Below are 23,886 nucleotides of genomic sequence, written 5' to 3'. Positions count from 1 at the left end.
CCTAGATAATTGGACCGATCTGAACGATTGGTGAACGTCGCCTTGTCGCGAGGCGACGAGGCGGAGCCCGGGAGATCAACTTTCGTTGTGAGAGGGTGCACGCATGGACGACCTCGTGTTCCCGCTGGTGCTCGCTCTCGACGTCCAGTCGCTGACCATGTCGCTCGTCAACATCGCCTCGCCCCTCGGCCGCGAGGGCGCACTCGCCGATTCCATTGAGGCAGCGCTGCGCAACCTCACCCATCTGGAGGTAGAGCGAGCAGGCGACGCAGTCATCGCTCGCACGAATGCCGGGCACGACGAGCGGGTCATCGTTGCCGGGCACCTCGACGTCGCGTCGGAGGAGGATCCGCTGGCCTATGTCGAGATGGGCAAGCTCGTCGGCCCCGGCGCGAGCGATGCCAAGGGTGCGCTGGCGGTGACCCTCAAGGCCGCCGCTATGCCCAGCTACAGCCGCGATGTCACCTTTATTTACTACGCCGGTGGACAGGAGGCGGCGGGGCTCAGTGGCCTTGGTGACGAGCTGCGCGAGTCCGACTTCGTCCTGCTGGCCGAGCCCACGAACTCCGCCGTCTGTTCCGTCAGTGGCGGGGCGCTGGATCATCCGTGGGCGCAGCGGCTGATCGGACTCACCGACGTCGCCCCGGTCACCGACGCTAGCGTTGCGCACGCGCGTTACGCGTCCCTCGATGTGCACGCCGTTGCCTTCGGCCCCGGCGACCCATCGGTCGCGGGCACGCCGGGTGAGTTCGTCCCCACCGCCCAACTCGCCCAGTGCGAGTTCGTTCTGCGGCAGTGGTTGACGGGTTAGCCGCGCAACGCAATGCTCACTTGACCGCAGGCTCCTTTGTCCGTACACTTGTACGGGACAAAGGAGGCGTCATGTCGGCAGCAACTGCACGCATCGAGGTTCGTGTCTCACCTGAGATGAAAGCACGTATTGAGAGCGCCGCCGCCCTGGACGACACGAGTGTCAGCAACTTCGTCATCGTCGCCGCGGCAGAGCGTGCTGATGAGGTTGTTCGCCAGCACGAAACACACACGAGCGTCCCTGCCGGGTTCTTCGACGACCTTATCGCCTCTCTCGACGAGCCAGCTGAGGTGAACCCAGCGCTCGTAAAGGCTGCTAAGCGCTCCCGCGCTCGCGCCGCCCAGTTCTGAATGCCGGTGCTCTCATCGACCTCACTGGACGACACGCGCCACACACTGACGGGGTTTGACTCTGGCGAACCAGCCCTTGATGGGTGGCTGATCACATCCGCGTTGGGGTCAGACGCACGGGGTATCACTCGCACATTCGTCTGGACCGAGGTCGATACGACCGTCGTGATTGGCTACTACTCGTTGATGGCCCACGTCTTGCAGCGTGACGCCCTCCCGAAGTCTCTCGGCCACGGGAGCCCGATCGATATACCCGCCATCCTGCTGGCCCGGTTGGCCCTCGACAAGAATTCTCACGATCAGGGCCTCGGTGGCGCACTCCTTGCCGACGCGCTAGAACGTGCAGCGTTGGCTGCCCGCAACGTCGGCGCGCGGTTCGTCGTTGTCGATGCCTTGCACGAGAAGGCGTGCGCGTTTTACAGGCATCACGGCTTCAGGCAGATACCCGGAACGCTCCGCCTCGTGCAAAAGATGTCGTCGATCGACGCCGCGTTTACCGCAGCAGACTGAGCAGGATCTCCGCCGTGGTTTGTGCCGGCGAAAGTCTCGCGTGCTGCTACTTTCTGCAACGTTCGCTGGAATCTACGCAACTGAGACTTGTTCGTGCGTGGCTGCCGGTCCGCAGATTGTGGTTCGGCTGGCGGCCATGCATGGCCATCCCTCGGCTCGTACAGCGCCCGACTGACGCCCTCGAATTATCCGCAGCTTGACTAGCTATCTGTCGCTCGAAACCTTCCGGTCACGGTGCTGACCTCTGTTTGTCGGCAGCAAGTGAAACTGATCGCCGCGCGCCGACAACTGGTCACTCTTTCGCTTGCCGTTGACTCCGAAATCCCCGGCCTTCAATCGCCGGACCATCGCGGATACCTGCCACTCACGCCACCACATCCGGACGAAAATCATCGACCCTGTGATATCCAGTACGGATGAGCACCGAACCTGATCCGCGATCGGAGGAGGGCGGCAGCCGCACGGAGCGCGCGCAGGAGAGTTACACCTGGCCGCTGGTTGCCATCGTCGTCGCGATCCTGCCGCAGGTGCTAATACCGACCAGCGACCGAGTCGGGCCCCCGTCGCTCGTCCCCATCATCGAGACCGTCGCATTCCTGGTCATGCTGATCATCGCGGCGAAGCCGGGCCCGGTTCCCCGGCGCCTGCGGCCCACCATTCTGTTGCTGTTTGGCGTGCTCATTGGGGCCAACGCCATCGCCACGGGCCGGCTCGTCGTGCTCGTCCTTGACGGCGGCAAGGTCGATGGGGTCGCATTGAGTGCCAGTCGGCTGCTGATCGCCGGTTCGCTGGTACTCATGGCCAACGTCATCACTTTCGGGCTGCTCTACTGGCAACTCGATGGCGGCGGTCCGGCCGGACGAGCAGGCGATCCGGTGCCCTATCCGGACTTCCAGTTCCCGCAGACCTCGACGGCAGGCCTCGCCGCCCCGGGCTGGCGACCTCGATTCCCCGACCATCTCTATCTAGCCTTCACCAGCGCCGTCGCCTTTAGCCCGACGGACACAATGCCACTCACGATCCGCGCGAAGGCACTGATGGCGTTACAGTCGCTGATTTCACTATCCGTGCTCGTGGTGGTTCTAGCGAGAGTCATCAACATCCTCCCGTCCTGATGCCGTGGTAGGAGACTCCGCTGTCCACCTCGAGGTCAGAAGGCGCAGCGACAGGCCCGCTTTGTCGGCATGGCAGAGCGGCTCGCGGTCATGGCAGGGCTAGGGAGCAGAAGCGATTTCGATTTGTCAGTCCGTGATTGCGGCTGCGTGTTCTTCAGGTGCAGGGCCGGTCATATGGTTGTGCCGTCGATCCAGCAACGCCAGAGGATCCGGGTCCAGCGGGTGCCCACGCCGCGCAGCGACAGGCGTGTAGTTTGCCGCGGTCTCTGGCATGTTGGTAGGCCTCGTGGGGCCCAATCGTTCTCGCGAACCGCGACGAAGGCCCACTCGTGACGGCGTGGCGCATTCGTTAGTCGGCCGCATCGCGGACGCCGACCTGTGCGCCTGCGGCCGCTGGAGCGGGTCACCGGCGCGGTTCCGGTCTCGTCGTCGCCGATCTCTCCGCCCCAGTATCGCAATGACTACCAACGCGGTTTGCCCCGCGCCGCGCCGACCGCCGACGTGATCCTCAATAAACACGCGGGATCCGTCGCTATGCGCGGCACGAGCCTTCGCGCTTGACGCTCAGATGGGTCTTTATGTGCGAGCGCACGAGCGCACGCGATCTGATCTGCCGCAGGTAGTGCGCGGTCGTGCCCGGTTGGAGCGATCAGTTCTTTGCGGGCGGGACCGTCGGACTTGCGCGGAGGCTTGGGTGGGCCGCGACTGCCGCGAGCGATGTTGGACGTCGTGGCCAGCGGGCGCTGACGGCGTGCTTCAGTTATGGACTTGGTTCGAGCAGTAACACGGGGATGTCGCGTCCTGCGGCGGCCCGGTAGCGGGCGTAGGCCGGATTGCCGCCGTCGGCGATCGCCCACACTCGCGCCTTCTCGTCACCGGAAACCTCCCGGGCCCGTACCGGTACGCGCCGCGCGCCGTCGCGGATCTCGGCTTCGGGGTCGGCGCTCAGGTTGTAGTACCACGCGGGATTGCGGGGGTTCCCCGCGTACGAGGCAATGGCTATATAGCTGTTGCCATCCACGACGCGCATGATCGGGGTCTTGCGCAGCGCACCACTGCTCGCCCCGCGGGTCGTCAGTATGACAACCGGCCGGCCGTCGAGCTCGCCGCCGTCGGTGCCGTCGCTGGCCTCGTATCGAGCGACCTGATCGCGCGCTCGTTCGCTGGCGCTTGGCCGGTATTCGGACGGCTCGTTGCTGGTCATAGGGTCTCCTCGGCGCGCGCTTGTCGTGGTTGAACGGTCAGCCGCGGATGAGGTCGAACTCGTTGCCTTCTGTGTCGGCAAGTGTCGTCCAGGCCGGGAAGCTCGCCAACTCGGTGGCGCCCAGGCTCAGCAACCGCGCCAACTCGGTCTCGAAGTCGGTTGTGATCAGGTCGAGATGGAGCCGGTTCTTCACCGTCTTTGCCTCGGGCACACCGTGGAACAAGATCGGATGATCGCCGTTCGCGGCGGCGAGCGAGGCTGACTCTGGGGTTGCTCCGGGATTCAGGTCGCGTCCAAGCGCAGCGGCCCAGAAGGTCGCCAGCGTCGCCGCGTCGGCGGCGTCGACGCTCGTCGCGTAGATGCGGATCGTCATGTATTCGGGTCCTCTCGATCGTGGTCAGATCGCGGTGCGACCGCCGTCGACGGCAATCATCGCTCCGGTGATGTAGCTGGCCGCGGGCGAGGCCAGGAAGCCGATTACTCGGGCGATCTCTTCCGGCTGGGCGGCCCGGCCGAGGATCGTGCTCTGGCCGAGCGCGGTGATGCGTTCGGTTCCAGCCTGGCTGCCGGTGTAGACCGGTCCCGGCGCCACGGCATTGACGCGCACGCCGTGCGGGCCGTACTCGGTTGCCCACGAACGAGTCATCCCGGCGACCGCTGCCTTCGTCGCGCTGTAGGCCGCGCCGCGTGGCAGCCCGACCGTCGCCGCCATGCTCGACACGTTGACAACTGCGCCGTCGCCGCGTTCGGCCATCCGGGCGGCCAGGGCCGCAGTCAGCAGATATGGCGCTCGAACATTGGCCGCGAAGAGACTGTCGACGCCCTGAGCGTCGAGTTCATCGCTCGGCCCCCACCACGAGAATCCTGCATTGTTGACGAGGATGTCGACGTCACCGACCTGGTCGAGTAGAGCGCGCGCGCCGTCCGGATCGGTCAAGTCGGCGGCTACGAACTCGGCAACGCCGCCAGCCGCAACGATCTCGACGACCACGGCGGCGCCGCGGTCTGCGTCGCGTCCGTGGATCACCAGCGCGGCGCCCAAGCGCGACAGTTCGACCGCGCTGGCTCGGCCGATACCGTTCGTCGCGCCGGTGACCAATGCGCGCTGGCCGATCAACGAGAAGGGATCAGTGGGTGACATGGTCAGATCGCCGTCCGCCCGCCGTCCACCGCGTAGATGGCGCCGGTGACGTAACTGGACTTGTTCGAGGCCAGGAACGCGATCACCTCGGCGATCTCATCGGTCTGTGCCGCCCGTCCGAAGATGGTCGTCGTGCCGATCGCCGCGGTCTGCTCCGCCGGCTGCACCGCGGTATAGACCGGGCCGGGCGACACGGTGTTCACCCGCACGCCGGACGGGCTGTACTCAGCTGACCACGAACGCGTGAATGAGGCCAGCGATGCCTTGGTCGCGCTGTACGCGGCGCCGCCGGCCATTCCGATCTGGCCGGCCATGCTGCCGATGTTGATGATGCTGCCGCGGCCGTGGGCGACCATCTTCGGGGCGACGGCGGCGACGACGAAGTACGCCGAACGGACGTTCGCATCGAACAACCGGTCGTAGGTCGCCACATCGAGACCAGCGGTCGGGCCGAACCAGGCGATGCCTGCGTTGTTCACCAGCACATCGATATCGCCGAGCTGCTCGGCGAAGCCCGCGATCTCGCTCGCGTCAGTGAGGTCGGCCGCCACGAATCGAGCCTGGCCGCCGCTGTCCTCGATCGCTGCGACCACTTCCGCCCCGCGCCGGGCGTCGCGACCGTGCACGACCACCGAGAAACCGTCCGCCGCTAGCCGCAGCGCGGCCGCCTTGCCTATTCCCGAAGTTGCACCCGTCACCACCGCAACCAGCGGGGCCGCGTCCGGCTGAACCGTCATACTTGCTCCTCTCGAGGTGCCGTGACTGTACCGCTCGTTCTAGCTGTGGAACGACCGGCCTGGGTCGATCTGGGATTCGGTCACGGGCGCCGAGCCCCGTGGACAAGCGCACTTACATCGAACATTGCTAGAAAAACGGTCTACCGTTCCGGATGGCCGCCTTCAGATCAGCTAGACCGATCGTTATAGTGACCATCATGACCAAGATCTCGGATGCCAGCTCCACGTACTTGAGTGACTCGGATCACCCGAGGAACGGGTCCGGCGCGTCGGCCCGCGAACGTCTGCTCGCCGCGGCCGATGAACTCTTCTATTCCGAGGGCGTTCAATCAGTCGGGGTCGAGCGGGTCCTCGAGCGGGCGGGCGTCGCCAAGGCGTCGCTGTACAACCTGTTCGGCAACAAGGAGGGACTCGTGCTCGCCTACCTACAGGCGCGCCACGACGGAACTACCGAGCGCCTCCTGGCCGAAGTCAACCGACACCGAGATCCGCGGCGACGCATCCTCGCCTTGTTCGACGTCCAAGCTCAGGTATTCGCCCAACCCGGCTTCCGCGGCTGCGCGTTCGTGTCCGCCCTCGCCGAAGCCCCCCTCGCCAGTCGAGTTACCCACGCCGCCAACGACTTCCGCGCCTGGATCCGCAACCTGTTCACCACGCTTTGCGTCGAGGCCGGCGCGGCCGACCCCGTCGAACTCGCTCGCCAACTCAACATCATCTACGACGGCGGAATCACCGCCGCCTGGATGGACCACGACGCCTCTATCGCCAGTTCTTCGCGTGCCGCCGCCGAAGCAATTCTTGACGCTGCCCTTTAGCGGCCGCGCCCCGGCAACACCCTGCGTCGGCTAGGCCGCATGCTCACGAACGAGATTTGCCTCGTCTAAGACCATCCAGACGATGCCGCGATCTACGCGCGATAACCGTCGATATCGCGCTCAGCGCGGTGGTTGGTGGTCCGCGCAGATCGATCGGTAGGGCGGCGTGATCGTTGGATTTACGCTTGTTGCTTCATCCGTTGTGCTGGAGCGACGACGCTTCCAGGGACGCCGGGCTCTGGCCTGAATCCTGGAGGTTGGTATGACCACCATCAGTTCTGCCGCGACCGAGGTCGTGGTGCATGTCGAGCCGTTGTTCAGCGACGGCGAACGTCTCGCGTTGGCTGGTTTCCTTGCCGGTTATAGCGGTCTGACCCGTGAGGCCTACGCGCTGGATCTGCGTCAGTACACGAGTTGGTGCCAGCAGCACGGTCTGCATCTGTTCGCGGCTCGCCGCCCCGACATTGAGTGTTTCGGTCGTGACATGGAGGCCCGCGGACGGGCGCGGGCGACGATTGCTCGCCGGCTGTGCAGGGTGTCTGGGTTCTACCGCTACGCCGTCGAGGAAGAATTGCTCGAGCACTCACCGGCCGTTCACGTCCGCCGACCCCGGCTGGACTACGAATCACATGCGATCGGATTGGACCGTAATGAGGTCGGTGCCCTATTAGTTGCCGCCGGTCTGGGTCTAGCTCAGGAGCATGCGTTGATCTCGCTGCTGGCGATCAACGGGTTACGGATCTCCGAGGCATTAGGGGCGGACATCGACGCGCTCGGTATTGAGCGCGGTGAATAAGCCGATCGGGCCGCACACCCTGCGCCATGCATTTATCACTGCTGCCCTGGACGCCGGTGTGCCGTTGCGTGATGTGCAAGAGGCGGCTTCCCATGCTGACCCGCGGACGACGATGCGCTACGACCGAGCCAGGGTGTCTCTCGATCGCCACGCGACCTACATCGTCGCGGCTTACCTTGCCGGAGCCGCCCGGTAACCACCGCCATACGCTGCCGCGTTCTTGGCCGAGAGCTACGCCTCGCGGCGGCTAGGCGACGTGAACGCGCGGGGTCATCTGTACCACGAGGTTGGCGTCCAATGCGCCAGCAAGGCGGTCGAGCACCGGCAGACTCGGCACGGTACCGCCAGCTTCGAAACGAGCCACCGCAGATTGGGTCATGCCAGCAGCACCCGCGAGCTGGCTTTGGCTCCAGCCGCGTTCCTCGCGGAGCTGGCGGACCGTGCGCCCGAGCTCGTAGGCGATCGCCGCAGCGTGGTACGCCTCTGGCGCCCCGGGCTCGGCCATGCGCCGGTCCCGGATCTCGTTCCAGCTACCTCGCTCGCTCATGTCTCGCCTCCTTCAGTGTCATGCTCTTCAGCTATACATCTGGCTAGTGCGCGTCTGGCTCGCTCGACTTCGCGATCCTCACGCATCCGCGTCTTCACAAACGTCGTCAACAGCACGATCCGCCGGCCAGAGGCGATCCAGTAGGTCACTCGCACCGCCTGCCGGTCGAGATGGAACCTCAACTCGCGGAGCTTGCCGTCCAGCTGCCGGGAGTAGGGCTCGCTCAGCAACGGACCCTGTTCAGCCAGTAGGTCGATGTAGAACGCTGCCGTCGCGAACCGAGCTACCGGCAACTGTTCGAGCCAGTCCCGAATCTCTGGTTCCAACTCAACGGTACCCCAAGCCATAGCGTTGATGCTATACACCGAGTACGACACGGCACCGAAGAATGACGCGAGCCGTCGATATGTGCGAGTGGTTGGCTAGCGGACACGCGCTCATATGAATCTATAGTCCGCGACGACAATGGCCGCTCGTGGACACTCGCCACTGACCTCGGACCGAGACCACCCGGGAGCCAGTTGTTGACCTCGCGTTTGTGGACACTAGTCCGCGAGGTATTGAGCAAACGTCATTTGGTGATGAAGCGGTGGATGGCTTCGTTGGCGTGGTCCTGAAAGGACAGGTTGGCCAGATCGGGGAAGATGTCGGCTTGATTGACCAACGGACCGGTGACAGCGTTGGCTGGGCTGGCGTAGAACACGCCGCTAGACAAGGCCGGGTTGATGACGCCGTCGACCAGTCGTCTCGCGCCCACGTCAAGTTTGTGGGTGAGGCCCAGGCCGGGCATGACGTATTTGGCTGCTATACGTAGCGGCAGTTTGAGGTCGTTGGCGGCTTGAGTGCCGGTAGTGCCGCCGGGGCTCACGGTGATAAGACGGCGGTCGGGGTGTTGGCGGGCCAGGTAAGCCATCCACAGGGCGCCGATGTACTTGGCCTGCCCGAACGCCAGGTTGAAGTCAGCTTTTCTGCTGGCGAAATAGACGCCGTCGATGACGGTGGCGAGTTCATCGGCTGAGGTTGAGGCGAAGGATGGCCGTTTCATCCGCAACTTCGGAACTCCGCGGGCTGCTTCACTTCCGGCGAGGACCGCAACCTCGCCAAGCCGCCCCTCGGCCAGGAGCCCTTCGAGGAGAACGGCGTGGCCAAGAACATTCGTCGCGAACACTTTGGTGACCCCGTCAGCGGTCAACTCCATCGACTGCGGGCCAATGACACCAGCGTTCATGACCAACGCGTCGACCGATCCGTCGATGGCCGCAAGGCCAGCTCGTACCGAACCCAGATCGGCGACATCCATGACAACGACATCGAAAATGCGCCGGCCGGTCGCCGCTTCAAGCTCGGCCTTCGCCGTTGTGCCCCGACCTCGGTTCCGGCACGCCAAGTAGATCCGCGCGATCTCGGGACGTAACGCCAGTTGCCGGGCCACGTCCTTGCCGATCCCGGCGTTGCCGCCCGTGATCAGCACCGTCTTTGCTGGGAGTGAGCTCATACGGATTGCCTGACATCTTCGGCGGGCATGGGGAGGCCGTCGAGCAAACTGAAACGGGCATCCATCGCGACACCTCGAACATCGATCAGCTGCTGATATTCGGGCGAGTTGTACCAGTTGAGGGCCGCATCCCGGTCGGTAAACCGCACGAGCGCTCCTGAAGTCAGCGAGCCATCGCCGTGCAGGACTTCCCGGTTACCGGCGGCGATTACCTCACCTCCATGCTCTTTGGCCGTCTGCCCAGCAATGGGCGCGTATCTCTCGCGGTACGTTTCCGGCTCCTTGACCGTGAATTCGACAATTACGTATGCGCTCATATGAATAGTCCTCAGTTCTTGGTTGATTTCTGCTCTAGGTCTTGACCCTTGAACGTCATCGCCTGCAGGCATCACGTCGCTACTCGGCCGCCATCGACCGCGAGGGTGACGCCGTGCACGAAGCTGGCATCGTCGGTGGCGAGGAAGACGATCGCCGCAGCAAGTTCCTCAGGCTCAGCTACGCGAGCTGCTGGTGCCAGTGCTGCGAGGTGGTTGACCATCTCTTCGGGGACCGCTTCCATCATCCGGGTGCGCGTCGGGCCGGGAGCAACGGCGTTGACCCGAACGCCACGTCCGCCGTACTCGGCGGCCCAGGCCTTCGTCAAGAGTTCGAGCGCTGCTCGGCTCGCGCCATACAGAGCCATGCCGGCCTGTCCGAAGCTGGCGACCATCGTGGAGACGTTAACGATCGAACCCCAACCGCGTTCGGCCATGGCTGGCGCCAGTGACGCGACGAGGAAGAACGGAACCTTGACGTTCACGGCGAAGGTCTCGTCGAAGTCTGCTTCGGTTGCTGCGTTGCTTGGTCCCATCAAGGCGACGCCGGCGTTGTTGACGAGGATGTCGACGTGACCGTTGCCGGCATCAATGGCCCACTCGACCAGCTCCCGGGCCGATTCGAGGTCGACCAGCGACGTGAGCCGGAACGTCGCGCTACCCCCGCTGCCCTCGATCTCGGTGACCACGTCTTTGGCCCGTTGCTCATCGCGTCCGACTACCAGCACATGAGCGCCGCGGGCGGCCAAGGCGATGGCCGCAGCCCTGCCGATCCCGCTCGTCGACCCGGTAACAAGCGCGGTCCGGTCCTTTAGATCATTCATTCACTGTCTACCCTCCGATGAAACTGGGTTGGATAACTCACTCTCACATAGCCGGACTGGGCTGTCAAACTCAAAATTGCTAGGATGGAAGGCATGGTTAACGACACCAGCGAGCGGCCGAAGCTCACCGTCAAAGGAGCACGTACACGGGCACGAATAGTGGAGGAGGCCGCCGCCCTGATCCACGAACGCGGAGTCGTGGCGACCACCCTGGAAGACGTCAAGGTGGCGGCGGAAGTCAGCGGCTCGCAGCTGTACCACTACTTCCCCGATAAGGATGACCTCGTGCAGGCGGTCATCGACTATCACGCCGACGGCATCGTCAGTCGCAACCGGCAGGCCTTCGGTAGCGCGAACGGAGTCGAGGCTTGGCAGAAGATGGTGATCACCGCCGCGAAGCGCACCAAGGCGAAGGGGGGCTGCGCACTTGGCTCGCTCGTTGGTCAACTCGCCGAGAGCGACCCCGAGGCCCGAGCACTTATCGCCTCCGGGTTCGATCAGTGGGCAGCCGCCATCAGCGATGGACTAAGGACCCTTCATGCCGAGGGGAAGCTCCTGTCCGACGTTGACCCGGACGATCTAGCCATTACCCTGCTCGCCACGCTCGAAGGAGGGCTGCTACTCGCCCAGGTGCAACGGAGCACCCGCCCATTCGAAACCGCGGTCAATTCCGTCCTCGCGCTCATCACCGGCAGATAAGCCCAAGCCGAATTCATTCACAGCCCTCGCCGAGGGACCAGCTCGCGCTTGGTCTCACCTGGGCCTCGGCGAGCGGACAAGTCACCGCCCAACGGCTCGTCGCCGGGCGCCGAGCCTCGCCGTCACGGCCCGCGAACCGTCGATCTGCACGGCCGCAGATGCTCCGAGGGCTCGCGCAGATGAGACGTTCTGCGATGGTCGACCGTCCGGACATGCCAAGCTGGGCGGAGCGCGTCCGACCGGCTGGACACGGAGAATGGGTTTCGCCTCGCTGTGTCGTTAGTCGAGGCGCCGAGCAACGCCGCAGCTGCTGCCCCGAGCCCAGATCGCAGTGGCGCGCCCGGTGTACGAACTGTGGCATATGAGGAGGTTCAGATGCAGATTAAGCTTTTTGACGCTGCAGAGGTCAGCTACGAGGACCCTGGCACTCCTGTACCTATCAAAGGGCTGCCGACTCGGACCGTCATCGTTGCCGACGGCATGACGGTCTCGGACGTGCTCATCGCGGGCGACTTCATGGGTGCTAGCTCCTTCGCTCTTCTCACGGGTGACCTCGCGGACGATGTCCGTAGCGGTCAGCGCCGCACTGTGGCATTTGCGCACAACCTGTTCGGTCTAACCGCCGACGGTGCTCTCGTCGCGGAACAGTCGACTCAGACGCTGTGGGCCGACTTTTTCCGAGCGGTACAAGCCGGCATTTACCAGGGTGACCCCAGCCACCTCGTCGTATACGCGTATGGCACCGCCGGAGGCTCGGGTCTCAACGAGTGGGTCGAGACGGCGCAAACCATTTGGGACGCACACGAGGAAATCGGCTTCGCGATCGGGACCCTCACCGGGGTAGCGACGTTTACAGAATGGTTGCGCAAGAAGATCGCTTCCCGCGAGGGACGGCGACTCCGAAGCACGGGTCGTCCGTCGAGAGCGATGGAACTGTGGGCCCAGGATCAAGCGCAGTTCTCAACGGAGTCCTTCGCAGAGCATTTCCGGATCCCAACGGCGGAGGCTGCTGCTGCGCTGCGGGGCCTTGGACTGCAACGGGGCCTTGACGACCTGTGGCGCCCGCTATCCCCGCAAATTCTGGTCAGCATGAACGACTGGATCGCAAATTGTGACGCGTTCTCGGCGAGAGCTTTCTCGGAGGTGTTCAACATGCCGGACGTTGAGGCCCGATTGTTGCTTTACGGGTTTGGCTGCCGCGTCGAGCCGAATGGGCTGTGGCACCATAAACCATAAGCCGCGACGGCGCACATGACCGGTCGCAGATCCGCGCACGGGCGATCGGGGGCCCTACCCCGATGCCGTCACATCAGTCGCCCTCACCCGTGTCACCATCGACCCGCAGCGTTGGACCATGCACCGGTGACCCCGACCGCTCGAGTCTGCCACGATATGCGCGCACGGTCCGTCCGTCCGCTCTGATCGTCAATAGCGGCGGACGGCGCAAGAGCCGTCGATACCGAGCAGACGGTCGGATCGGCGGGAGCGCACAGATGAATGCGTAGGCGCTGAAGCGCCTACCAGTCCCCTTCGGCTTCGCGGCGGAGAGCGGCCTCACGTGACTTCTTCAGGCTCGCGATCAACTTCCGCGCCCAGCGCCTGAGGCCCTCGGGTTCGTCGACGTCATCGACCCAAGCCTGGAGTTGGTCGATCTGGCGTTGCAGCCGGTCCGACTCGTTGCCCATCCATGAGCCGGTTACGAAGTCACTGATCAGCCAATCAGATATAGCTGGATCGTCGCCGAAGTGTTCGAGGAGATGCCGAACAACAGCACTCGGCGCGCCGTCGCTTATCCCAACGAGGGTTACTGCAGTCCGAGCACGAGTCACGTCGTCGCCGATCCAAGTGACGACCTCATCGCCGGGCATCGCGTCGGCGAACCAACCCCGGAGATCCATCTGGAGTCGCCAGTTGTCATCGTCCAGTTTCGACATGACTTGATCCCAGGCAGACATCCCGACTTGCTTCAGCGCCTCCTGCGCGAGCTTCAATTCCTCGCTGTGTTCGAACATGTGCAGCCCGCCTGCATGGACGAGGTCGATGAGTGAAGTCCAGAGTTCGGCGGGTGCCGACGCGAGCCGGCGTTGCGCTAGACGGGTCCAGTCGTGGCTCTGCTGACCGACGTCTGGGTACAGGCGACGGAGTTCAACCAGCTCGACCACGCGAGACTCGACGGCTCCGGCTGGTGCGTCGCGACGGTATAGGGCCATGGCCACGAAATCGACGGCGGCGGTGTAGTCGGCCTGGCTGGCGATGCGCGGTAGCCAATCGATGAGGGTTGTATTCAGCTGGTCGGTATTGAAATCGATGTGCCATCCGAACAGCCCTACCGCGCCCGCCTGGACGGGCATACTTGGCAGCAGCTCATTGACTCGATCCCATCCCCGGGTTGACTTCGGGCCGCGTACGGTCAGAAATAGTCGGTCGCCGGCGGGCATAGCCGTGCCGTGTGGCCCGTCAAGAAAGTCGTCGAAAGCTGACGCTCGACCACCAGCGACCAGTCCTTGTAGATAGCCCGTCAGTCCGGGTGAGTTGGGCTGGTCTACGAGAGTGACCAACCGGTCTTCGACCTCCTGACTTGGGACAAGTTGGCTGAGGCTGTTGCCGAGTTCGAACGATGCCTCCCATCGGTCCTCATCGAAGACGGCGAGGAGCGAGGCGACGGACTCAGTTTTCAGCAGTTCGGTGACCGCCTCCGTGATGCGTCGTTGGAGCTCGTTCTCGTCGTCGAAGTCCCAACGACGTGTCTGGAGAAGGGAGCGAAGGCGGTCGTCTGGATTCTGCTTAGGTAGCGCGGCTTCGAGCAGCTCTAGTCCTACGCGGCGGCCTTCGACTCCGCTGACCCTGTCGAACAGTGCCTCAAGGTGTGAGACTTCGGTTCGGACTTGCCGCAATCCAGGCCCAGGCAAGGAGGCGAGGGCGCGAATCAGGTCGTCGCGGACGGGTTCGTATTCGAGGAAGGGATGGATCGCACGCACGAGTGCCGCGATGGCGGCTTTGGCAATCTCGACATCGCTGTCATCCACGAATTGGCGCACCAAGTTGATCCCCTCGCGCTGGTAATCCCAGACATCTGCCCAAGTCAACGGCCGGCCGCGCGGCTCGACCATGACGCCAAGTTGTCGTTCGCCGGATGAGAAGCTGGTCTCGTGAGATTGAAGCAGGCCGGCCGCAGCCTTTGCCGCCAACCGGCGCAGTCGCACATCGGCTGAGGTTGCGGCGCGCTTTAGGTAGTCCAGCCGCGTTGTTGGGCTGGCCGCGGTGTTCGGGAGCATCACACCGAAGAGGGCACACCACGCGCCCGTCGCGTTGTTGGTGAAGTCCTCGGTCTCAGTCAGCGCTAGGCGAAGAAGCGCATCGGCGGCAACTTCGAAGGTAGCCGAGTGCCACGCGAGGGCCTCAAGGCTCCGAACCAGCGTCCGTCGACTTCGATTTGCGCCGACGAGCTGCTCGTCGGTCGCGCCCTCAAGCATCGTGCTCAGAGCAGTCATCATCGCTTGGGGTACGAGGATCGCGAGCGACCGGACGAGACCTAGGTGCTCACCCTCTTCGAGCGCATTGAGGGACCCAAGAATATCGGCGCGGCCAATCAGTACATAAGCAAGGCGAACGACCGCTGCGCTAGGTCCGATCTCAGCCGCTCGCTCCACGAGGAGCGCGAGCAACGGCGCCTGCAGCGTAGGCATCAGGTCGTCGACGATCTGGTCGCCGAAGTCCTCCCATGCCCGAGTGGCCAAGTACACCGCGAGCGGTTGAGGAGTCACGCTGCGGTAGCGCCCCTTGCGACTCAACAGCCCTAGCTCGGTTAGCGTCCGAAGAGCAGCGCGGAGCTGGACAAGTGGAAGACCGAGCCCGTCCGCAAGAAGCGATAACTCCCCTGCTACGTCATCAGCGACGCCGACACGTGTAAGGAGAGCCAAGGCGGCCGACGCCATGAAGTCGGTTCCAATAGGCAGGGATTCGGTGACGTACGCTTTAATGAGATCGATATTGATCAGGCGCGCAGCGATGACGTCTGGGGACTGGGCCACTGCGTCAGCAAGCACGAGCGCCAACCGCACATTGCCATCCGCGATCTCAGCCACGAAGCTAGCCGACTCTGGACCGATCGCCGGTCGGTTGAGTCGAACCACCTCTGCCAAGGTGTGACTCTCCATCGGCGGGAGAGCCGTAGGTCGACCTTCGGACCGTGACGGTTCAAGCTCACCGATTGTGATGAGACGAGAGCGGCTGCCTTGAGGCATGGCAGCGGCCAGATTCTTGTGCGTGCGCGCGTCGCACTCATCCACGACCAAGATTGCGGTACGACCCTCTCCAGTCAGGTATCGGATCAGGCTTGCTGGAAACTTGTCGGCCTCGCGAATGTAGATAACGATCGCCTCATACGGCTCGCCCCGGAGTGCCTCCAGCACGATCCGCGACTTGCCGAGCCCGCTGACCCCCTCGACTCGCATCGCACACGACTCCGAGCCGACGACAAAATCCTGAATCACCTTGACGGTTCGTTTGCGCGCATCAGACTCGACGTATTGTGTCGCCGCGCCGTCAGAGCCGCTCCACTCGTCAAAGTCCTCGACGGCGCCCCGGACACCGCCCAACAAGTTCGACACTGCCAACGACGGATGGAGCTCTATCCATTCGGCAAGGTCGCTAGCCGTAAGCACCTCGATCGCGTCGTCAGATGCAAGCGCGATCCCGAGCGCATTCGCTTCCTCAAGTAGCGCCTTGCGACGATTGCGGACCTTCAGATCATTGAGGTCAGCGCCAAGGACAAGCCGGTACCTTCCGCCGCTACGAAGCACCTCCTGCGCCTGGGTGGCGCCTCGCAACTCCTGCTTGGACTTGGCTGGCGCGAGGTCCCCTCGCTTGAACTGCCAAGCACTCTCGCCAGCAGGGATGTGTCGCGACTCCACCGCGCGGGTGATGCCGACATCAACACCGCGATCGCCGATGTTTTCGATGTCGGTGGTTGTGATTGCAACGCTGCTCAGACCGGCGACGGCAACCTCAGCGCGTAGCAGCGCGTTGACGAGCGGAGTGAACGATTGACCCAGCGCGCCGACCTGCGTCGACGTGACCGCGTATGGCCCTAGAAGCTCGTCCGTCATGTCCGCCTCCGCTCGAGAACGCGTCTCGCTTGCACCGGCGAACGCAGTGAACACGTCGGCTACATCGATGCCTTGCGATGATCATGGCATCTGCGGCGCACCAGCAGTTGGATACCATGCGAGCGGCTCACCCGGCCCAGCATCGGCCAGCGCCCTCAAGGTGCGGGCGATGCTGCGATCGAACCAGTGATGCCGCGCATATCGCGTTCCGATCTCCAGTCCGCGGCTCGACATCTGCGCGCAGAGTCGGCGATATGCCCTCGGGGACCGCCCACGCTCTCGCTGTCAGGGTCTGCGGGTGCGCATGTGCGGGACGGGTTTGTTGTTGGCGATCCATGTGGCTAGGTCGCGGTCGATGAGTCTGGCGAGTTTCATGAAGGCTTCGTGTCCGAGGGGTGCTGGGAGTCGGATCTGCTTGCCGTGTTTGTCTTTCTGGCCGGGCAGCGGGAAGCCTGCGATCATTGGTGGTGCGGGGCCCGGTTGCGTAGGGCGTGAAGGACGCGAACCGTGCTGTGTATCCAGGCCCTGGTGAATCGCCCCCCGTCCGGACGAGCTTCGGTCTTTCCGCCGGGGAAGGCGGTGTGAAGACCGCGTCTCCATAATTGTTCATAGTTCATATGGAAGTTCTGTGGTTCTTTGCCGGCGACGGCGCCAACGTCGAGGAGTCCTGCCAGAAGCCGAACATGAGTTGCGACACGACCCGGCCGGGTGTTCGCCTGGCTGCGGGTAGACCGTTCCAGGCTCGTGTCAGCGCGCCGCGCGAACGCTCATCAAAACCAACGTCCTGCCGATACCATTCTCGACCGTAGCTCGTGGTGAGTGACTGGTTCAAAGCATTCCGCAAGGCCACTTCGAGGATGGCGATGTCGGCCAGGATGGCTGATGCGAGGTCGCGATCCCACAGATAGAGCTTGAAAGCCGTTGCGGTATCTCCCGTGGCCGCAGCGATATACGTTCCCAGTCGATCAGGTGAGATTGCGCGTTCGAGGGCTGCGTGCGCAGTCGTGCTTGTCATGGTCGATCTTCCTCGTTGCGCTATGGTGGTGTTCGCATTCCCCGGTACCCGCCTCTCCGACCTTGAGTCGTGATGCGGCCGGGGTCTCCTTTGTGCCGCCGTCTGCCACCGTTTGCGCGCCGAACTGGTTCCGGACGAAGCTGAGGCCAGCCCGCTCGGCCGTACCGTCCCCCAGGCAAACCGACCGTACTCACGGGTGTCGACCGTAGAACAAGACGCAGGGCCACGTTGTGGATTCCGGATTTCTATCCGCCAACCTTTACCGAATCCGCTCCTCACCCGACCTAGATCTTGATGGTCTTCGTCGCCGGCGCGTAGGTGCAGCTCGAACGAAGGCAGCAGGGCATCCAAAATGTGATTCGGCATCGTGCGCTATCCCTGCGCTGGTCCGTATTTGGAATACGGGCCACGCGGTAGTTCATTGAGCGCTGTACGGCGCCTGAAATTTAGGTCAAGAAACACAAAAGCCCCGGAAAGCTGTGCTTTCCGGGGGCCTGCGTCACCGCTGTGGCCAGGGGCAGGATCGAACTGCCGACCTACCGCTTTTCAGGCGGTCGCTCGTACCAACTGAGCTACCTGGCCGTACGACGCTCGAAGAAATGCTACCCAAACGCCGTACCATCCGCCCGGCATCCACAAAGCGCGGACGCGAGCGAACCTCCGACAGCTTACAGGTAGCCGGCCGACGATAGATTGCCCCTTATGACTGCACAGGCACCCACGATCTTGGCCACTTCGGGGGGCCTGCGGCACGCTCCGCGCACCCACTGGCGCTTCTCACCCCTGATGGAGTTCGCGGTCGAACTCGCCCGAGCTGACGCCGCCCCGAAAATGTGTTTCATCCCGACAGCGATGGGTGACGCGTCCGAAATCATTCGCTACTTCTACGACACCGCGCACGCGGCCGGTTACCAGCCCAGTCACCTCGCGCTCTTCCCGATGCCCAATATCGAGGACGTCCGGACCCATCTGCTCAGCCAGGACGTCATCTGGGTCGGTGGCGGCAGCGTCGCCGGACTGCTGGCGATGTGGCAGCTGCACGGCCTCGGCGACATCCTGCGGGAGGCCTGGCAGGCAGGCGTCGTGTTGACCGGCGTCTCGGCCGGCTCGATCTGTTGGCACGTCGGCGGCCCCACGGACTCGTTCGGCCCCGATCTGCGCCCGGTGACGAACGGGCTCGCCCTTGTGCCGTTTTCCAACGGCGTGCATTACGACTCCGAAGCGCAGCGACGCCCACTGTTTCAAGCCTGCATTGCTGACGGCACGCTGCCCGCTGGCTATGCAACTGATGACGGTGTCGGCATCCTCTACCGAGGCACCGAGTTCGTCGAGGCAGTGTCCGATGTTGAAGGCAAAGGCGCATACTACGTAAGCCGAAACTCGTCCGGCGAAGCCGTCGAGGAGCGAATCGAACCGAGACTGCTCAGCTGAGCCCAAGCGCATCAGCCGAGCGCGCTGACCCCAGCCAGATATCGCTCGACGATTACCTCGGCGACCAGCGGATGCGCACCGATGGGTTCGCCGACCACATGCTCGGCGGTCTGCCCGCGCAGCTTGTCGTTGAAGTGGCCGGAGGACAGCAGATACGTCGCGACCTGCACCGTCGGTGACAGCCGCGCGAACGGATCTTTGTCGGTCAACTGGGCGATCGTCACATGGTGGCTGTTCCACGCCTCCAACTGCCGCCCGACGGCAGCGAGCTGCAAGCGCGCCTCGGGGTCGGACGACCCGGCTGCCATCACGACTACCTCGTCCTCGCGGGGCTCGTCCTCGTCCCAGTCGAAGGCAGCCCGGGCTTGCTCCAAGCGTGCCTGCACCGCGCCCGACACCCGCTCGTCGGGACCGATCGGAGCGGTCACGATCGTCCGCGGCCGATCTCCAACAGCCGATGGAATATCGGATTTCACGTGATGCCCGGTGGCCAGCAGCAACGGGACGACAACAGCCGGGCCCCGCAACGCCTCGAGAACACCGGCCAACCGAGGTTCGACGACGTCGACGAAGCACAGTTCTATCGCAACCCCGGGCAGTTTCGTCCGCACTACGTTGCACAAACGGCGAAGTTGCGCGATGCCGTCAGCGTCTTTGGTGCCGTGCGCGACGGCGACCAGGGTGGGGGACACAGGTTTCGTCATGGCGAATCTAGTTCTGCGGACACACTTCTTCTGGAGTCGGTGATGACCGACACCGCGACCAGCGAAGCCACGATGGCCGCTATCACCACGATGACACCACCAACCGAAAGGGCATGAACAGCCAACGGAACAAGAAGGATCACTACCACCGCACCAAAGAGCACAGGCGGCGATATTGAGAACCCTGACAGCAGCGAACCGTGCAGGATCTGCAACATCAGCAAATAGATCGCCACCGGAATCGCGACCGAATAGCCGACGCCTGCCTCGCTGATCTCTAGGTGATTTTCCAGCGCCTCGGCTGAAACTTCGAGACCGGCCCCGAGCGCCGCCAGCGACGCGAACACGAAGTAGTGGCCGTAACCCCAGAAGAAGGCGACCTCTGGCTTGTCCGACAGCCGATGCCCGGTTGGACTCTGAAAGTACAACCACCACAGCCCGAACAGCAACGCCAGCGCACCGAACCCAGCGAGCACCAGTCGCAGACTGACACCATCACTCTGCAGGCTCGACTGAATCGCGACCGTCGCGGCCAATACGCACTCGCCCAGCACGATGATCGTGAACAGCCCGTACCGCTCAGCGATGTGATGCGGATGCCAACTCGTCCGATTGGGGCGGCCCTGCTCAGCCCAGATCGGCACCAGCATCTCGCAGACGGCCAGAGTGGCGAACGTCCAGGTTGGGTAGTCGTGCGGCACCGCGAGACGCGCGACCCAAAGCAGCTGAACGACCCCGATGCCAACGGCGTAACGCAGCGCCACCGCTCGCCGCTCTCGATCTGACCGGGCCGCGCGCAGCCACTGGCACACCATTGCCGACCGCATGATCACGTAACCCACCGTGATCCTGCCGAATTCGCCGTGTTCGAAGGCGCTGGGCACTCCCGCAGCGAGTACCAGGACGCCACCCATCTGCACCGCGGTGATGAGCCGGTACGGCACGTCGTCGGTGTCATAGGCGGAGGCGAACCAGGTGAAGTTCATCCACGCCCACCAGATCGCGAAGAACACCTGCAGGTAGCCGTTGATGCCGTCGCCGATGTGACCGGCAGCCACGGCGTGGCCGAGCTCGGCGGCCGCCTGCGAGACCGCCACCACGAAGGTCAGGTCGAACAGCAGCTCCAGTGGCGTCGAGACCCGACCAACCTCATCCGCGGCGCGAGCGACCATCGGCACGCGCCACTGCTTGAGGACCGAGCCCGTATCGCCAGACGTCATGCGGTCGATTCTCCTTGGTGAATGCAAAAATCCGGCTCCACCTGGGAACCGGATCGTCTGCGACCCCGACGGGACTCGAACCCGCGACCTCCGCCGTGACAGGGCGGCGCGCTAACCAACTGCGCTACGGGGCCTTGGTAGGCCTTGTTGAACGTGCTCACCATCTTGCTCGGCGAACCTTCGGAACTCTACTACGCCGGGCCGAGGTCGATTTACACACCCTCTGCGGCCCTGCGTACCCCCAACGGGATTCGAACCCGTGTTACCGGCGTGAAAGGCCAGCGTCCTAGGCCACTAGACGATGGGGGCTTGCTGCTTGACCGACCTGCGCCGAACAACCGCACCATCTTAGCTTGCAATTCGATCCGGTCAGCACGGGTGCGGCTACTTGGTGACCGAATCGGTGGGCAGCAGTTCGTACCGCGGATTCGCGAGCGCGAGATGCCCCTTGTATTCGCCGACGGTTCCGCTGACCCGAACGACCGATCCGGGCTCGATACCCGGAATCCGGGTCCGGCCGAAGAACAGCAGCCGCATACCGCCGGTCGAGTCGAAAACCTGCGCCTCCAGCGACTTACCCGCTGCGGTGCCGACCTGGACGATCTTGATGCGACCCTCGATGGTCACCCGCTGCTTCCACTTCACGCCGGCGATCGGCATGATGCCTTCGGCGTCCGGTTCGTAGTCCGGCTCGGCCTCGTCCGCCGTGCCGTCGGCGGTCAAGATGCCCCGCGGATCCGACGGCGACGGCGGCCGCCCCGTCCCGCCGTTGGCAAGCTGCTTCATCCCGTCAAGCGGTCCCTTGATCCCCTCGCCCGGCGCGGTGGGCTCGACCTCTGCCAGGGTGGTCGCCTTGTCGTTGTGTGAGGCGTCCACCGTGGGCATCGGCAGCGACTTCTCCGCCTTCTTACGCATCTTCTGCAGCTCGGCCTCTTGCTGCGGGTCGAGGGTGGTGTCGAAGGGCACGATGGTCGCCGACACGTGCGGGATCTTGGCCATGGCCGCCGCGATCCGGTCCGCGGTGCGGTCGTGCAGCAGGCGCTGGGAAACCCGGCGGAAGGTCCGTCGCGGCAGCAGCACGGTCACCTCTGCGCTCTCGCCCACGACAGCACCGAAGGCTGCCTCGCCGACCGCACGGATCAGCCGGCGGTCGGGGCACTCCACGATCTCCAGCGGCACCCGGTCGCCGAGACCGCGTTCGATCCATTCTCGCTGCAGCGCGTCAGCCCGTTCGCTGTCGAGGGAGATGTGGACCGCGCGCAGTTCGGTCGGGCGTAGCGACCCGGCGTAGCGCAATGCCCGGATGATGGCCAGGTCCAACCGATCGACGAGGACTAGGACGACGTGTCGCGGGTAGTTGGCACCGGTACGCCCAGCCTTGCCGTACGCGGTGATCAGGTCGAGCGAGCGGGCTTCGTCGCGGTACTGCTGGTTGAGCCGCATCAGTAGCAGCCACAGCAGCGGCGCCAGCACCAGGACGAGCCACGCGCCCTCGGTGAACTTCACGACTGCCGTGATGATGACGATGGCCAGCGACAGGGCTCCGCCCGAGGCGTTGATCCACCACTTGTACTTCCAGCCTTCTTCTTTGTGGATCGTGTGATATTTCGCCATGCCAAAGCCGGCGAGCGTGAACCCCGTGAACACCCCGAGGGCGTAGAACGGCACCAGCTTGTCGACATTCGCCTGGCCGATGATCAGCAAGATGATCGAGAACAGCGTGAGCACGAAGATGCCGTTGCTGAAGGCCAGCCGATGCCCGCGTCGGGTCAACTGGCGCGGCAGGAATGAGTCCTCAGCCACGAAGTTTGCCAGGAACGGAAAGCCAGTGAAGGGCGTATTCGCCCCGGTGAACAAGATGAGCGCGGTCGCGATCTGGACGAGGACGAAGCCGATCTGGCCGAACACCCCGCTGCCCAGCGCGGCCTTGGCGACCTGCGAGATCACCGTCGGCGAGCCGTTCTCGAACGGCGCGGAATGGGTCTCCATCGACAGGTAGCCGACGCCGACGACGAGAAACGCCAGCATGGACGACATGATGCCGAGCGTGCGCCGTGCATTCGGGCCGGGCGGCGCCTTGAACGCGCTGACGCCGTCCGAGATCGCCTCCAACCCGGTCAGCGACGAGCCACCATTGGCGAAGGCTTTGAGCAGGTAGAAGATCGCCAGGCCCGACAAGATCGGATGGCCCTCGTTCACGATCGGCAGCTGGGGATTGCCACCGACCACCCGGTCCAGCCCGTACTGGGGTAGGTCACCGAAGATCTCGCGGACGACGCCGATGATGATCACGATGGAGACGGACCCGAAGAAGAAGTACGTCGGGATGGCAAAGGCGTTGCCGGCCTCGCGAATGCCGCGCAGGTTGCCGAAGGCGAGCAGCAAAACGACCGCAACGGTCATTTCGAGTTTGTAGTCGACAAGGGAGTGCACCGTCGACGTGATGGCCGCGACCCCGGCCGCGGCCTGCACCGCCACCGTCACGATGTAGTCGATCAGCAGCGCCACCGCGGCGATCTGGGCGGTCTTGTAGCCGAAATTCTCCCGGCAGACGACGTACGAGCCGCCGGCCCGCGTGTAGACCATGACGACTTCGCGGTACGACAGCGTCATCAGGGTCAGGATGACGAGAATGACTGCGGTCATCGGCGCCAGGATGTGGAAGCCTGCCAGCCCGAAGACCGCCAGCAGCACGATCAACATCTCTTCGGTGCCGTACGCCGAGGACGAGATGCAGTCCGATGACAGCACGCCGAGCGCGACGCGCTTGGACAGCTTCTCTTCGTGCAGTTGCGAACTCACCAGGGGTGGTCCGAGGAGCACCCGCTTGATCCGGTAACCCAACCGATCGGGGAGTGAGACGGTGTTGGCCAGCGCGGGAGCCGCCGCTTGCTCGGTCCGGGCTGACTTCACATCTGTCATAGCGAGGAGGCTACTTCTTTCCTAGCGACTTCCTCACGGCGAACCCTGTGATCCCGCACCTACCTCACGTCCGGTGTCGGATTCGAGTAGTTCGCGGGCCCGCCGGAGCTGCCTAGGCGTGTCTCTAA

The 23,886-nt window shown here is 64.0% G+C and carries 24 protein-coding genes and 3 tRNA genes; 10 read left to right on the top strand and 17 right to left on the bottom strand.

The window, feature by feature from the left end:
• The first annotated feature begins 103 nt into the window (after positions 1-103).
• From ACSMXN_RS22870 to ACSMXN_RS22855, 4 genes are all read left to right on the top strand, one after another.
• Positions 104-811: a hypothetical protein gene (locus ACSMXN_RS22870; protein WP_022915284.1), complete on the top strand. Its 708-nt coding sequence runs from the start codon at positions 104-106 to the stop codon at positions 809-811.
• Between the two features lie 71 nt (positions 812-882).
• Positions 883-1,161 carry a type II toxin-antitoxin system TacA family antitoxin gene (locus ACSMXN_RS22865; protein WP_022915285.1) on the top strand — a complete coding sequence of 93 codons (279 nt, stop codon included), beginning with the start codon at positions 883-885 and terminating at the stop codon, positions 1,159-1,161.
• A gap of 6 nt (positions 1,162-1,167) precedes the next feature.
• Positions 1,168-1,671, top strand: coding sequence for a GNAT family N-acetyltransferase (locus tag ACSMXN_RS22860; protein WP_196811433.1), 504 nt, complete (start codon positions 1,168-1,170; stop codon positions 1,669-1,671).
• A 416-nt stretch (positions 1,672-2,087) separates the two neighbouring features.
• Positions 2,088-2,786, top strand: coding sequence for a hypothetical protein (locus ACSMXN_RS22855; RefSeq protein WP_022915288.1), 699 nt, complete (start codon positions 2,088-2,090; stop codon positions 2,784-2,786).
• Positions 2,787-3,546: 760 nt separating this feature from the next.
• On the opposite strand, the gene ACSMXN_RS22850 is transcribed toward ACSMXN_RS22855, so the two are convergent.
• Genes ACSMXN_RS22850 through ACSMXN_RS22835 form a run of 4 tightly spaced genes read right to left on the bottom strand, consistent with a single transcriptional unit; the run spans position 3,547 to position 5,868 of the window.
• Complete coding sequence (locus ACSMXN_RS22850) at positions 3,547-3,990, bottom strand: nitroreductase family deazaflavin-dependent oxidoreductase (protein WP_022915291.1); 444 nt, start codon at positions 3,988-3,990, stop codon at positions 3,547-3,549.
• Between the two features lie 37 nt (positions 3,991-4,027).
• Positions 4,028-4,363: a VOC family protein gene (locus ACSMXN_RS22845; protein ID WP_022915292.1), complete on the bottom strand. Its 336-nt coding sequence runs from the start codon at positions 4,361-4,363 to the stop codon at positions 4,028-4,030.
• 24 nt (positions 4,364-4,387) lie between these two features.
• Complete coding sequence (locus ACSMXN_RS22840; protein WP_022915293.1) at positions 4,388-5,131, bottom strand: SDR family oxidoreductase; 744 nt, start codon at positions 5,129-5,131, stop codon at positions 4,388-4,390.
• A gap of 2 nt (positions 5,132-5,133) precedes the next feature.
• Entirely contained in the window at positions 5,134-5,868 is a 735-nt protein-coding gene (locus ACSMXN_RS22835) for an SDR family oxidoreductase (protein WP_022915294.1), read from the bottom strand.
• A 197-nt stretch (positions 5,869-6,065) separates the two neighbouring features.
• Between ACSMXN_RS22835 and ACSMXN_RS22830 the strand changes: the two genes are divergently transcribed.
• The 3 genes from ACSMXN_RS22830 (at position 6,066) to ACSMXN_RS22820 (ending at position 7,675) form a co-directional block, all read left to right on the top strand.
• A complete protein-coding gene (locus tag ACSMXN_RS22830) occupies positions 6,066-6,683 on the top strand; it encodes a TetR/AcrR family transcriptional regulator (RefSeq protein WP_081649338.1) in 618 nt (205 codons plus the stop codon).
• A 262-nt stretch (positions 6,684-6,945) separates the two neighbouring features.
• The gene (locus ACSMXN_RS22825; protein WP_027139921.1) at positions 6,946-7,479 is read left to right on the top strand and encodes a site-specific integrase; all 534 of its coding nucleotides are present in this window, start codon (positions 6,946-6,948) and stop codon (positions 7,477-7,479) included.
• Positions 7,472-7,675 carry a tyrosine-type recombinase/integrase gene (locus tag ACSMXN_RS22820; protein ID WP_027139922.1) on the top strand — a complete coding sequence of 68 codons (204 nt, stop codon included), beginning with the start codon at positions 7,472-7,474 and terminating at the stop codon, positions 7,673-7,675. Before ACSMXN_RS22825 ends, ACSMXN_RS22820 begins: the two co-directional genes overlap by 8 nt.
• 51 nt (positions 7,676-7,726) lie before the next feature.
• On the opposite strand, the gene ACSMXN_RS22815 is transcribed toward ACSMXN_RS22820, so the two are convergent.
• The 5 genes from ACSMXN_RS22815 to ACSMXN_RS22795 form a co-directional block, all read right to left on the bottom strand.
• Positions 7,727-8,026, bottom strand: coding sequence for a helix-turn-helix domain-containing protein (locus ACSMXN_RS22815; RefSeq protein ID WP_022915296.1), 300 nt, complete (start codon positions 8,024-8,026; stop codon positions 7,727-7,729).
• The gene (locus tag ACSMXN_RS22810; RefSeq protein ID WP_035944672.1) at positions 8,023-8,373 is read right to left on the bottom strand and encodes a type II toxin-antitoxin system RelE/ParE family toxin; all 351 of its coding nucleotides are present in this window, start codon (positions 8,371-8,373) and stop codon (positions 8,023-8,025) included. The genes ACSMXN_RS22815 and ACSMXN_RS22810 overlap by 4 nt, the downstream gene beginning before the upstream one ends.
• A gap of 224 nt (positions 8,374-8,597) precedes the next feature.
• Entirely contained in the window at positions 8,598-9,521 is a 924-nt protein-coding gene (locus ACSMXN_RS22805) for an SDR family NAD(P)-dependent oxidoreductase (protein ID WP_022915298.1), read from the bottom strand.
• Complete coding sequence (locus ACSMXN_RS22800; protein WP_022915299.1) at positions 9,518-9,838, bottom strand: DUF1330 domain-containing protein; 321 nt, start codon at positions 9,836-9,838, stop codon at positions 9,518-9,520. The genes ACSMXN_RS22805 and ACSMXN_RS22800 overlap by 4 nt, the downstream gene beginning before the upstream one ends.
• 71 nt (positions 9,839-9,909) lie before the next feature.
• Positions 9,910-10,659: an SDR family oxidoreductase gene (locus ACSMXN_RS22795; protein WP_022915300.1), complete on the bottom strand. Its 750-nt coding sequence runs from the start codon at positions 10,657-10,659 to the stop codon at positions 9,910-9,912.
• A gap of 93 nt (positions 10,660-10,752) precedes the next feature.
• Here ACSMXN_RS22795 and ACSMXN_RS22790 point away from each other — a divergent pair, with 93 nt between their 5' ends.
• Together ACSMXN_RS22790 and ACSMXN_RS22785 are read left to right on the top strand one after the other, a co-directional pair.
• Positions 10,753-11,358: a TetR/AcrR family transcriptional regulator gene (locus tag ACSMXN_RS22790; RefSeq protein WP_027139924.1), complete on the top strand. Its 606-nt coding sequence runs from the start codon at positions 10,753-10,755 to the stop codon at positions 11,356-11,358.
• A 375-nt stretch (positions 11,359-11,733) separates the two neighbouring features.
• Positions 11,734-12,594, top strand: a complete 861-nt coding sequence (locus tag ACSMXN_RS22785) for a hypothetical protein (RefSeq protein ID WP_155958540.1) — start codon at positions 11,734-11,736, stop codon at positions 12,592-12,594.
• A gap of 281 nt (positions 12,595-12,875) precedes the next feature.
• Here ACSMXN_RS22785 and ACSMXN_RS22780 read toward each other — a convergent pair whose 3' ends face one another.
• The 3 genes from ACSMXN_RS22780 to ACSMXN_RS22770 form a co-directional block, all read right to left on the bottom strand.
• Entirely contained in the window at positions 12,876-16,466 is a 3,591-nt protein-coding gene (locus ACSMXN_RS22780; protein ID WP_155958541.1) for a hypothetical protein, read from the bottom strand.
• Positions 16,467-17,079: 613 nt separating this feature from the next.
• Complete coding sequence (locus tag ACSMXN_RS22775) at positions 17,080-17,481, bottom strand: Abi family protein (RefSeq protein WP_196811434.1); 402 nt, start codon at positions 17,479-17,481, stop codon at positions 17,080-17,082.
• A gap of 508 nt (positions 17,482-17,989) precedes the next feature.
• Positions 17,990-18,063 (bottom strand) — tRNA-Phe (locus ACSMXN_RS22770).
• A gap of 120 nt (positions 18,064-18,183) precedes the next feature.
• Between ACSMXN_RS22770 and ACSMXN_RS22765 the strand changes: the two genes are divergently transcribed.
• A complete protein-coding gene (locus ACSMXN_RS22765) occupies positions 18,184-18,912 on the top strand; it encodes a peptidase E (protein WP_022915305.1) in 729 nt (242 codons plus the stop codon).
• 11 nt (positions 18,913-18,923) lie between these two features.
• Here ACSMXN_RS22765 and ACSMXN_RS22760 read toward each other — a convergent pair whose 3' ends face one another.
• The 5 genes from ACSMXN_RS22760 to ACSMXN_RS22740 all read right to left on the bottom strand — a co-directional run bounded on the left by ACSMXN_RS22760 (position 18,924) and on the right by ACSMXN_RS22740 (position 23,758).
• Positions 18,924-19,616, bottom strand: coding sequence for a sirohydrochlorin chelatase (locus ACSMXN_RS22760; RefSeq protein ID WP_022915306.1), 693 nt, complete (start codon positions 19,614-19,616; stop codon positions 18,924-18,926).
• On the bottom strand, positions 19,613-20,836 hold the full coding sequence (locus ACSMXN_RS22755) for a low temperature requirement protein A (protein WP_022915307.1): 1,224 nt from the start codon (positions 20,834-20,836) through the stop codon (positions 19,613-19,615). The genes ACSMXN_RS22760 and ACSMXN_RS22755 overlap by 4 nt, the downstream gene beginning before the upstream one ends.
• Before the next feature lie 60 nt (positions 20,837-20,896).
• Positions 20,897-20,970, bottom strand: a tRNA-Asp gene (locus ACSMXN_RS22750).
• Positions 20,971-21,072: 102 nt separating this feature from the next.
• Positions 21,073-21,145, bottom strand: a tRNA-Glu gene (locus ACSMXN_RS22745).
• Positions 21,146-21,220: 75 nt separating this feature from the next.
• The gene (locus ACSMXN_RS22740) at positions 21,221-23,758 is read right to left on the bottom strand and encodes an amino acid permease (protein ID WP_022915308.1); all 2,538 of its coding nucleotides are present in this window, start codon (positions 23,756-23,758) and stop codon (positions 21,221-21,223) included.
• Positions 23,759-23,886: the final 128 nt, after the last annotated feature.

It is taken from the genome of Parajatrophihabitans canadensis, assembly GCF_053764775.1.
Note: the sequence above shows the minus strand (reverse complement) of the source record. Positions and strands in the feature narration are given on the sequence as shown.

What these genes read in the sequence shown, in the direction of transcription:
- ACSMXN_RS22870 (WP_022915284.1), top strand. Translation starts at nt 104, where the DNA reads ATGGACGACCTCGTGTTCCCGCTGGTGCTCGCTCTCGACGTCCAGTCG.
- ACSMXN_RS22865 (WP_022915285.1), top strand. Translation starts at nt 883, where the DNA reads ATGTCGGCAGCAACTGCACGCATCGAGGTTCGTGTCTCACCTGAGATG.
- ACSMXN_RS22855 (WP_022915288.1), top strand. Translation starts at nt 2,088, where the DNA reads ATGAGCACCGAACCTGATCCGCGATCGGAGGAGGGCGGCAGCCGCACG.
- ACSMXN_RS22850 (WP_022915291.1), bottom strand. Translation starts at nt 3,990, where the DNA reads ATGACCAGCAACGAGCCGTCCGAATACCGGCCAAGCGCCAGCGAACGA.
- ACSMXN_RS22845 (WP_022915292.1), bottom strand. Translation starts at nt 4,363, where the DNA reads ATGACGATCCGCATCTACGCGACGAGCGTCGACGCCGCCGACGCGGCG.
- ACSMXN_RS22840 (WP_022915293.1), bottom strand. Translation starts at nt 5,131, where the DNA reads ATGTCACCCACTGATCCCTTCTCGTTGATCGGCCAGCGCGCATTGGTC.
- ACSMXN_RS22835 (WP_022915294.1), bottom strand. Translation starts at nt 5,868, where the DNA reads ATGACGGTTCAGCCGGACGCGGCCCCGCTGGTTGCGGTGGTGACGGGT.
- ACSMXN_RS22830 (WP_081649338.1), top strand. Translation starts at nt 6,066, where the DNA reads ATGACCAAGATCTCGGATGCCAGCTCCACGTACTTGAGTGACTCGGAT.
- ACSMXN_RS22825 (WP_027139921.1), top strand. Translation starts at nt 6,946, where the DNA reads ATGACCACCATCAGTTCTGCCGCGACCGAGGTCGTGGTGCATGTCGAG.
- ACSMXN_RS22815 (WP_022915296.1), bottom strand. Translation starts at nt 8,026, where the DNA reads ATGAGCGAGCGAGGTAGCTGGAACGAGATCCGGGACCGGCGCATGGCC.
- ACSMXN_RS22810 (WP_035944672.1), bottom strand. Translation starts at nt 8,373, where the DNA reads ATGGCTTGGGGTACCGTTGAGTTGGAACCAGAGATTCGGGACTGGCTC.
- ACSMXN_RS22805 (WP_022915298.1), bottom strand. Translation starts at nt 9,521, where the DNA reads ATGAGCTCACTCCCAGCAAAGACGGTGCTGATCACGGGCGGCAACGCC.
- ACSMXN_RS22800 (WP_022915299.1), bottom strand. Translation starts at nt 9,838, where the DNA reads ATGAGCGCATACGTAATTGTCGAATTCACGGTCAAGGAGCCGGAAACG.
- ACSMXN_RS22795 (WP_022915300.1), bottom strand. Translation starts at nt 10,659, where the DNA reads ATGAATGATCTAAAGGACCGGACCGCGCTTGTTACCGGGTCGACGAGC.
- ACSMXN_RS22790 (WP_027139924.1), top strand. Translation starts at nt 10,753, where the DNA reads ATGGTTAACGACACCAGCGAGCGGCCGAAGCTCACCGTCAAAGGAGCA.
- ACSMXN_RS22785 (WP_155958540.1), top strand. Translation starts at nt 11,734, where the DNA reads ATGCAGATTAAGCTTTTTGACGCTGCAGAGGTCAGCTACGAGGACCCT.
- ACSMXN_RS22780 (WP_155958541.1), bottom strand. Translation starts at nt 16,466, where the DNA reads ATGACGGACGAGCTTCTAGGGCCATACGCGGTCACGTCGACGCAGGTC.
- ACSMXN_RS22775 (WP_196811434.1), bottom strand. Translation starts at nt 17,481, where the DNA reads ATGACAAGCACGACTGCGCACGCAGCCCTCGAACGCGCAATCTCACCT.
- ACSMXN_RS22765 (WP_022915305.1), top strand. Translation starts at nt 18,184, where the DNA reads ATGACTGCACAGGCACCCACGATCTTGGCCACTTCGGGGGGCCTGCGG.
- ACSMXN_RS22760 (WP_022915306.1), bottom strand. Translation starts at nt 19,616, where the DNA reads ATGACGAAACCTGTGTCCCCCACCCTGGTCGCCGTCGCGCACGGCACC.
- ACSMXN_RS22755 (WP_022915307.1), bottom strand. Translation starts at nt 20,836, where the DNA reads ATGACGTCTGGCGATACGGGCTCGGTCCTCAAGCAGTGGCGCGTGCCG.
- ACSMXN_RS22740 (WP_022915308.1), bottom strand. Translation starts at nt 23,758, where the DNA reads ATGACAGATGTGAAGTCAGCCCGGACCGAGCAAGCGGCGGCTCCCGCG.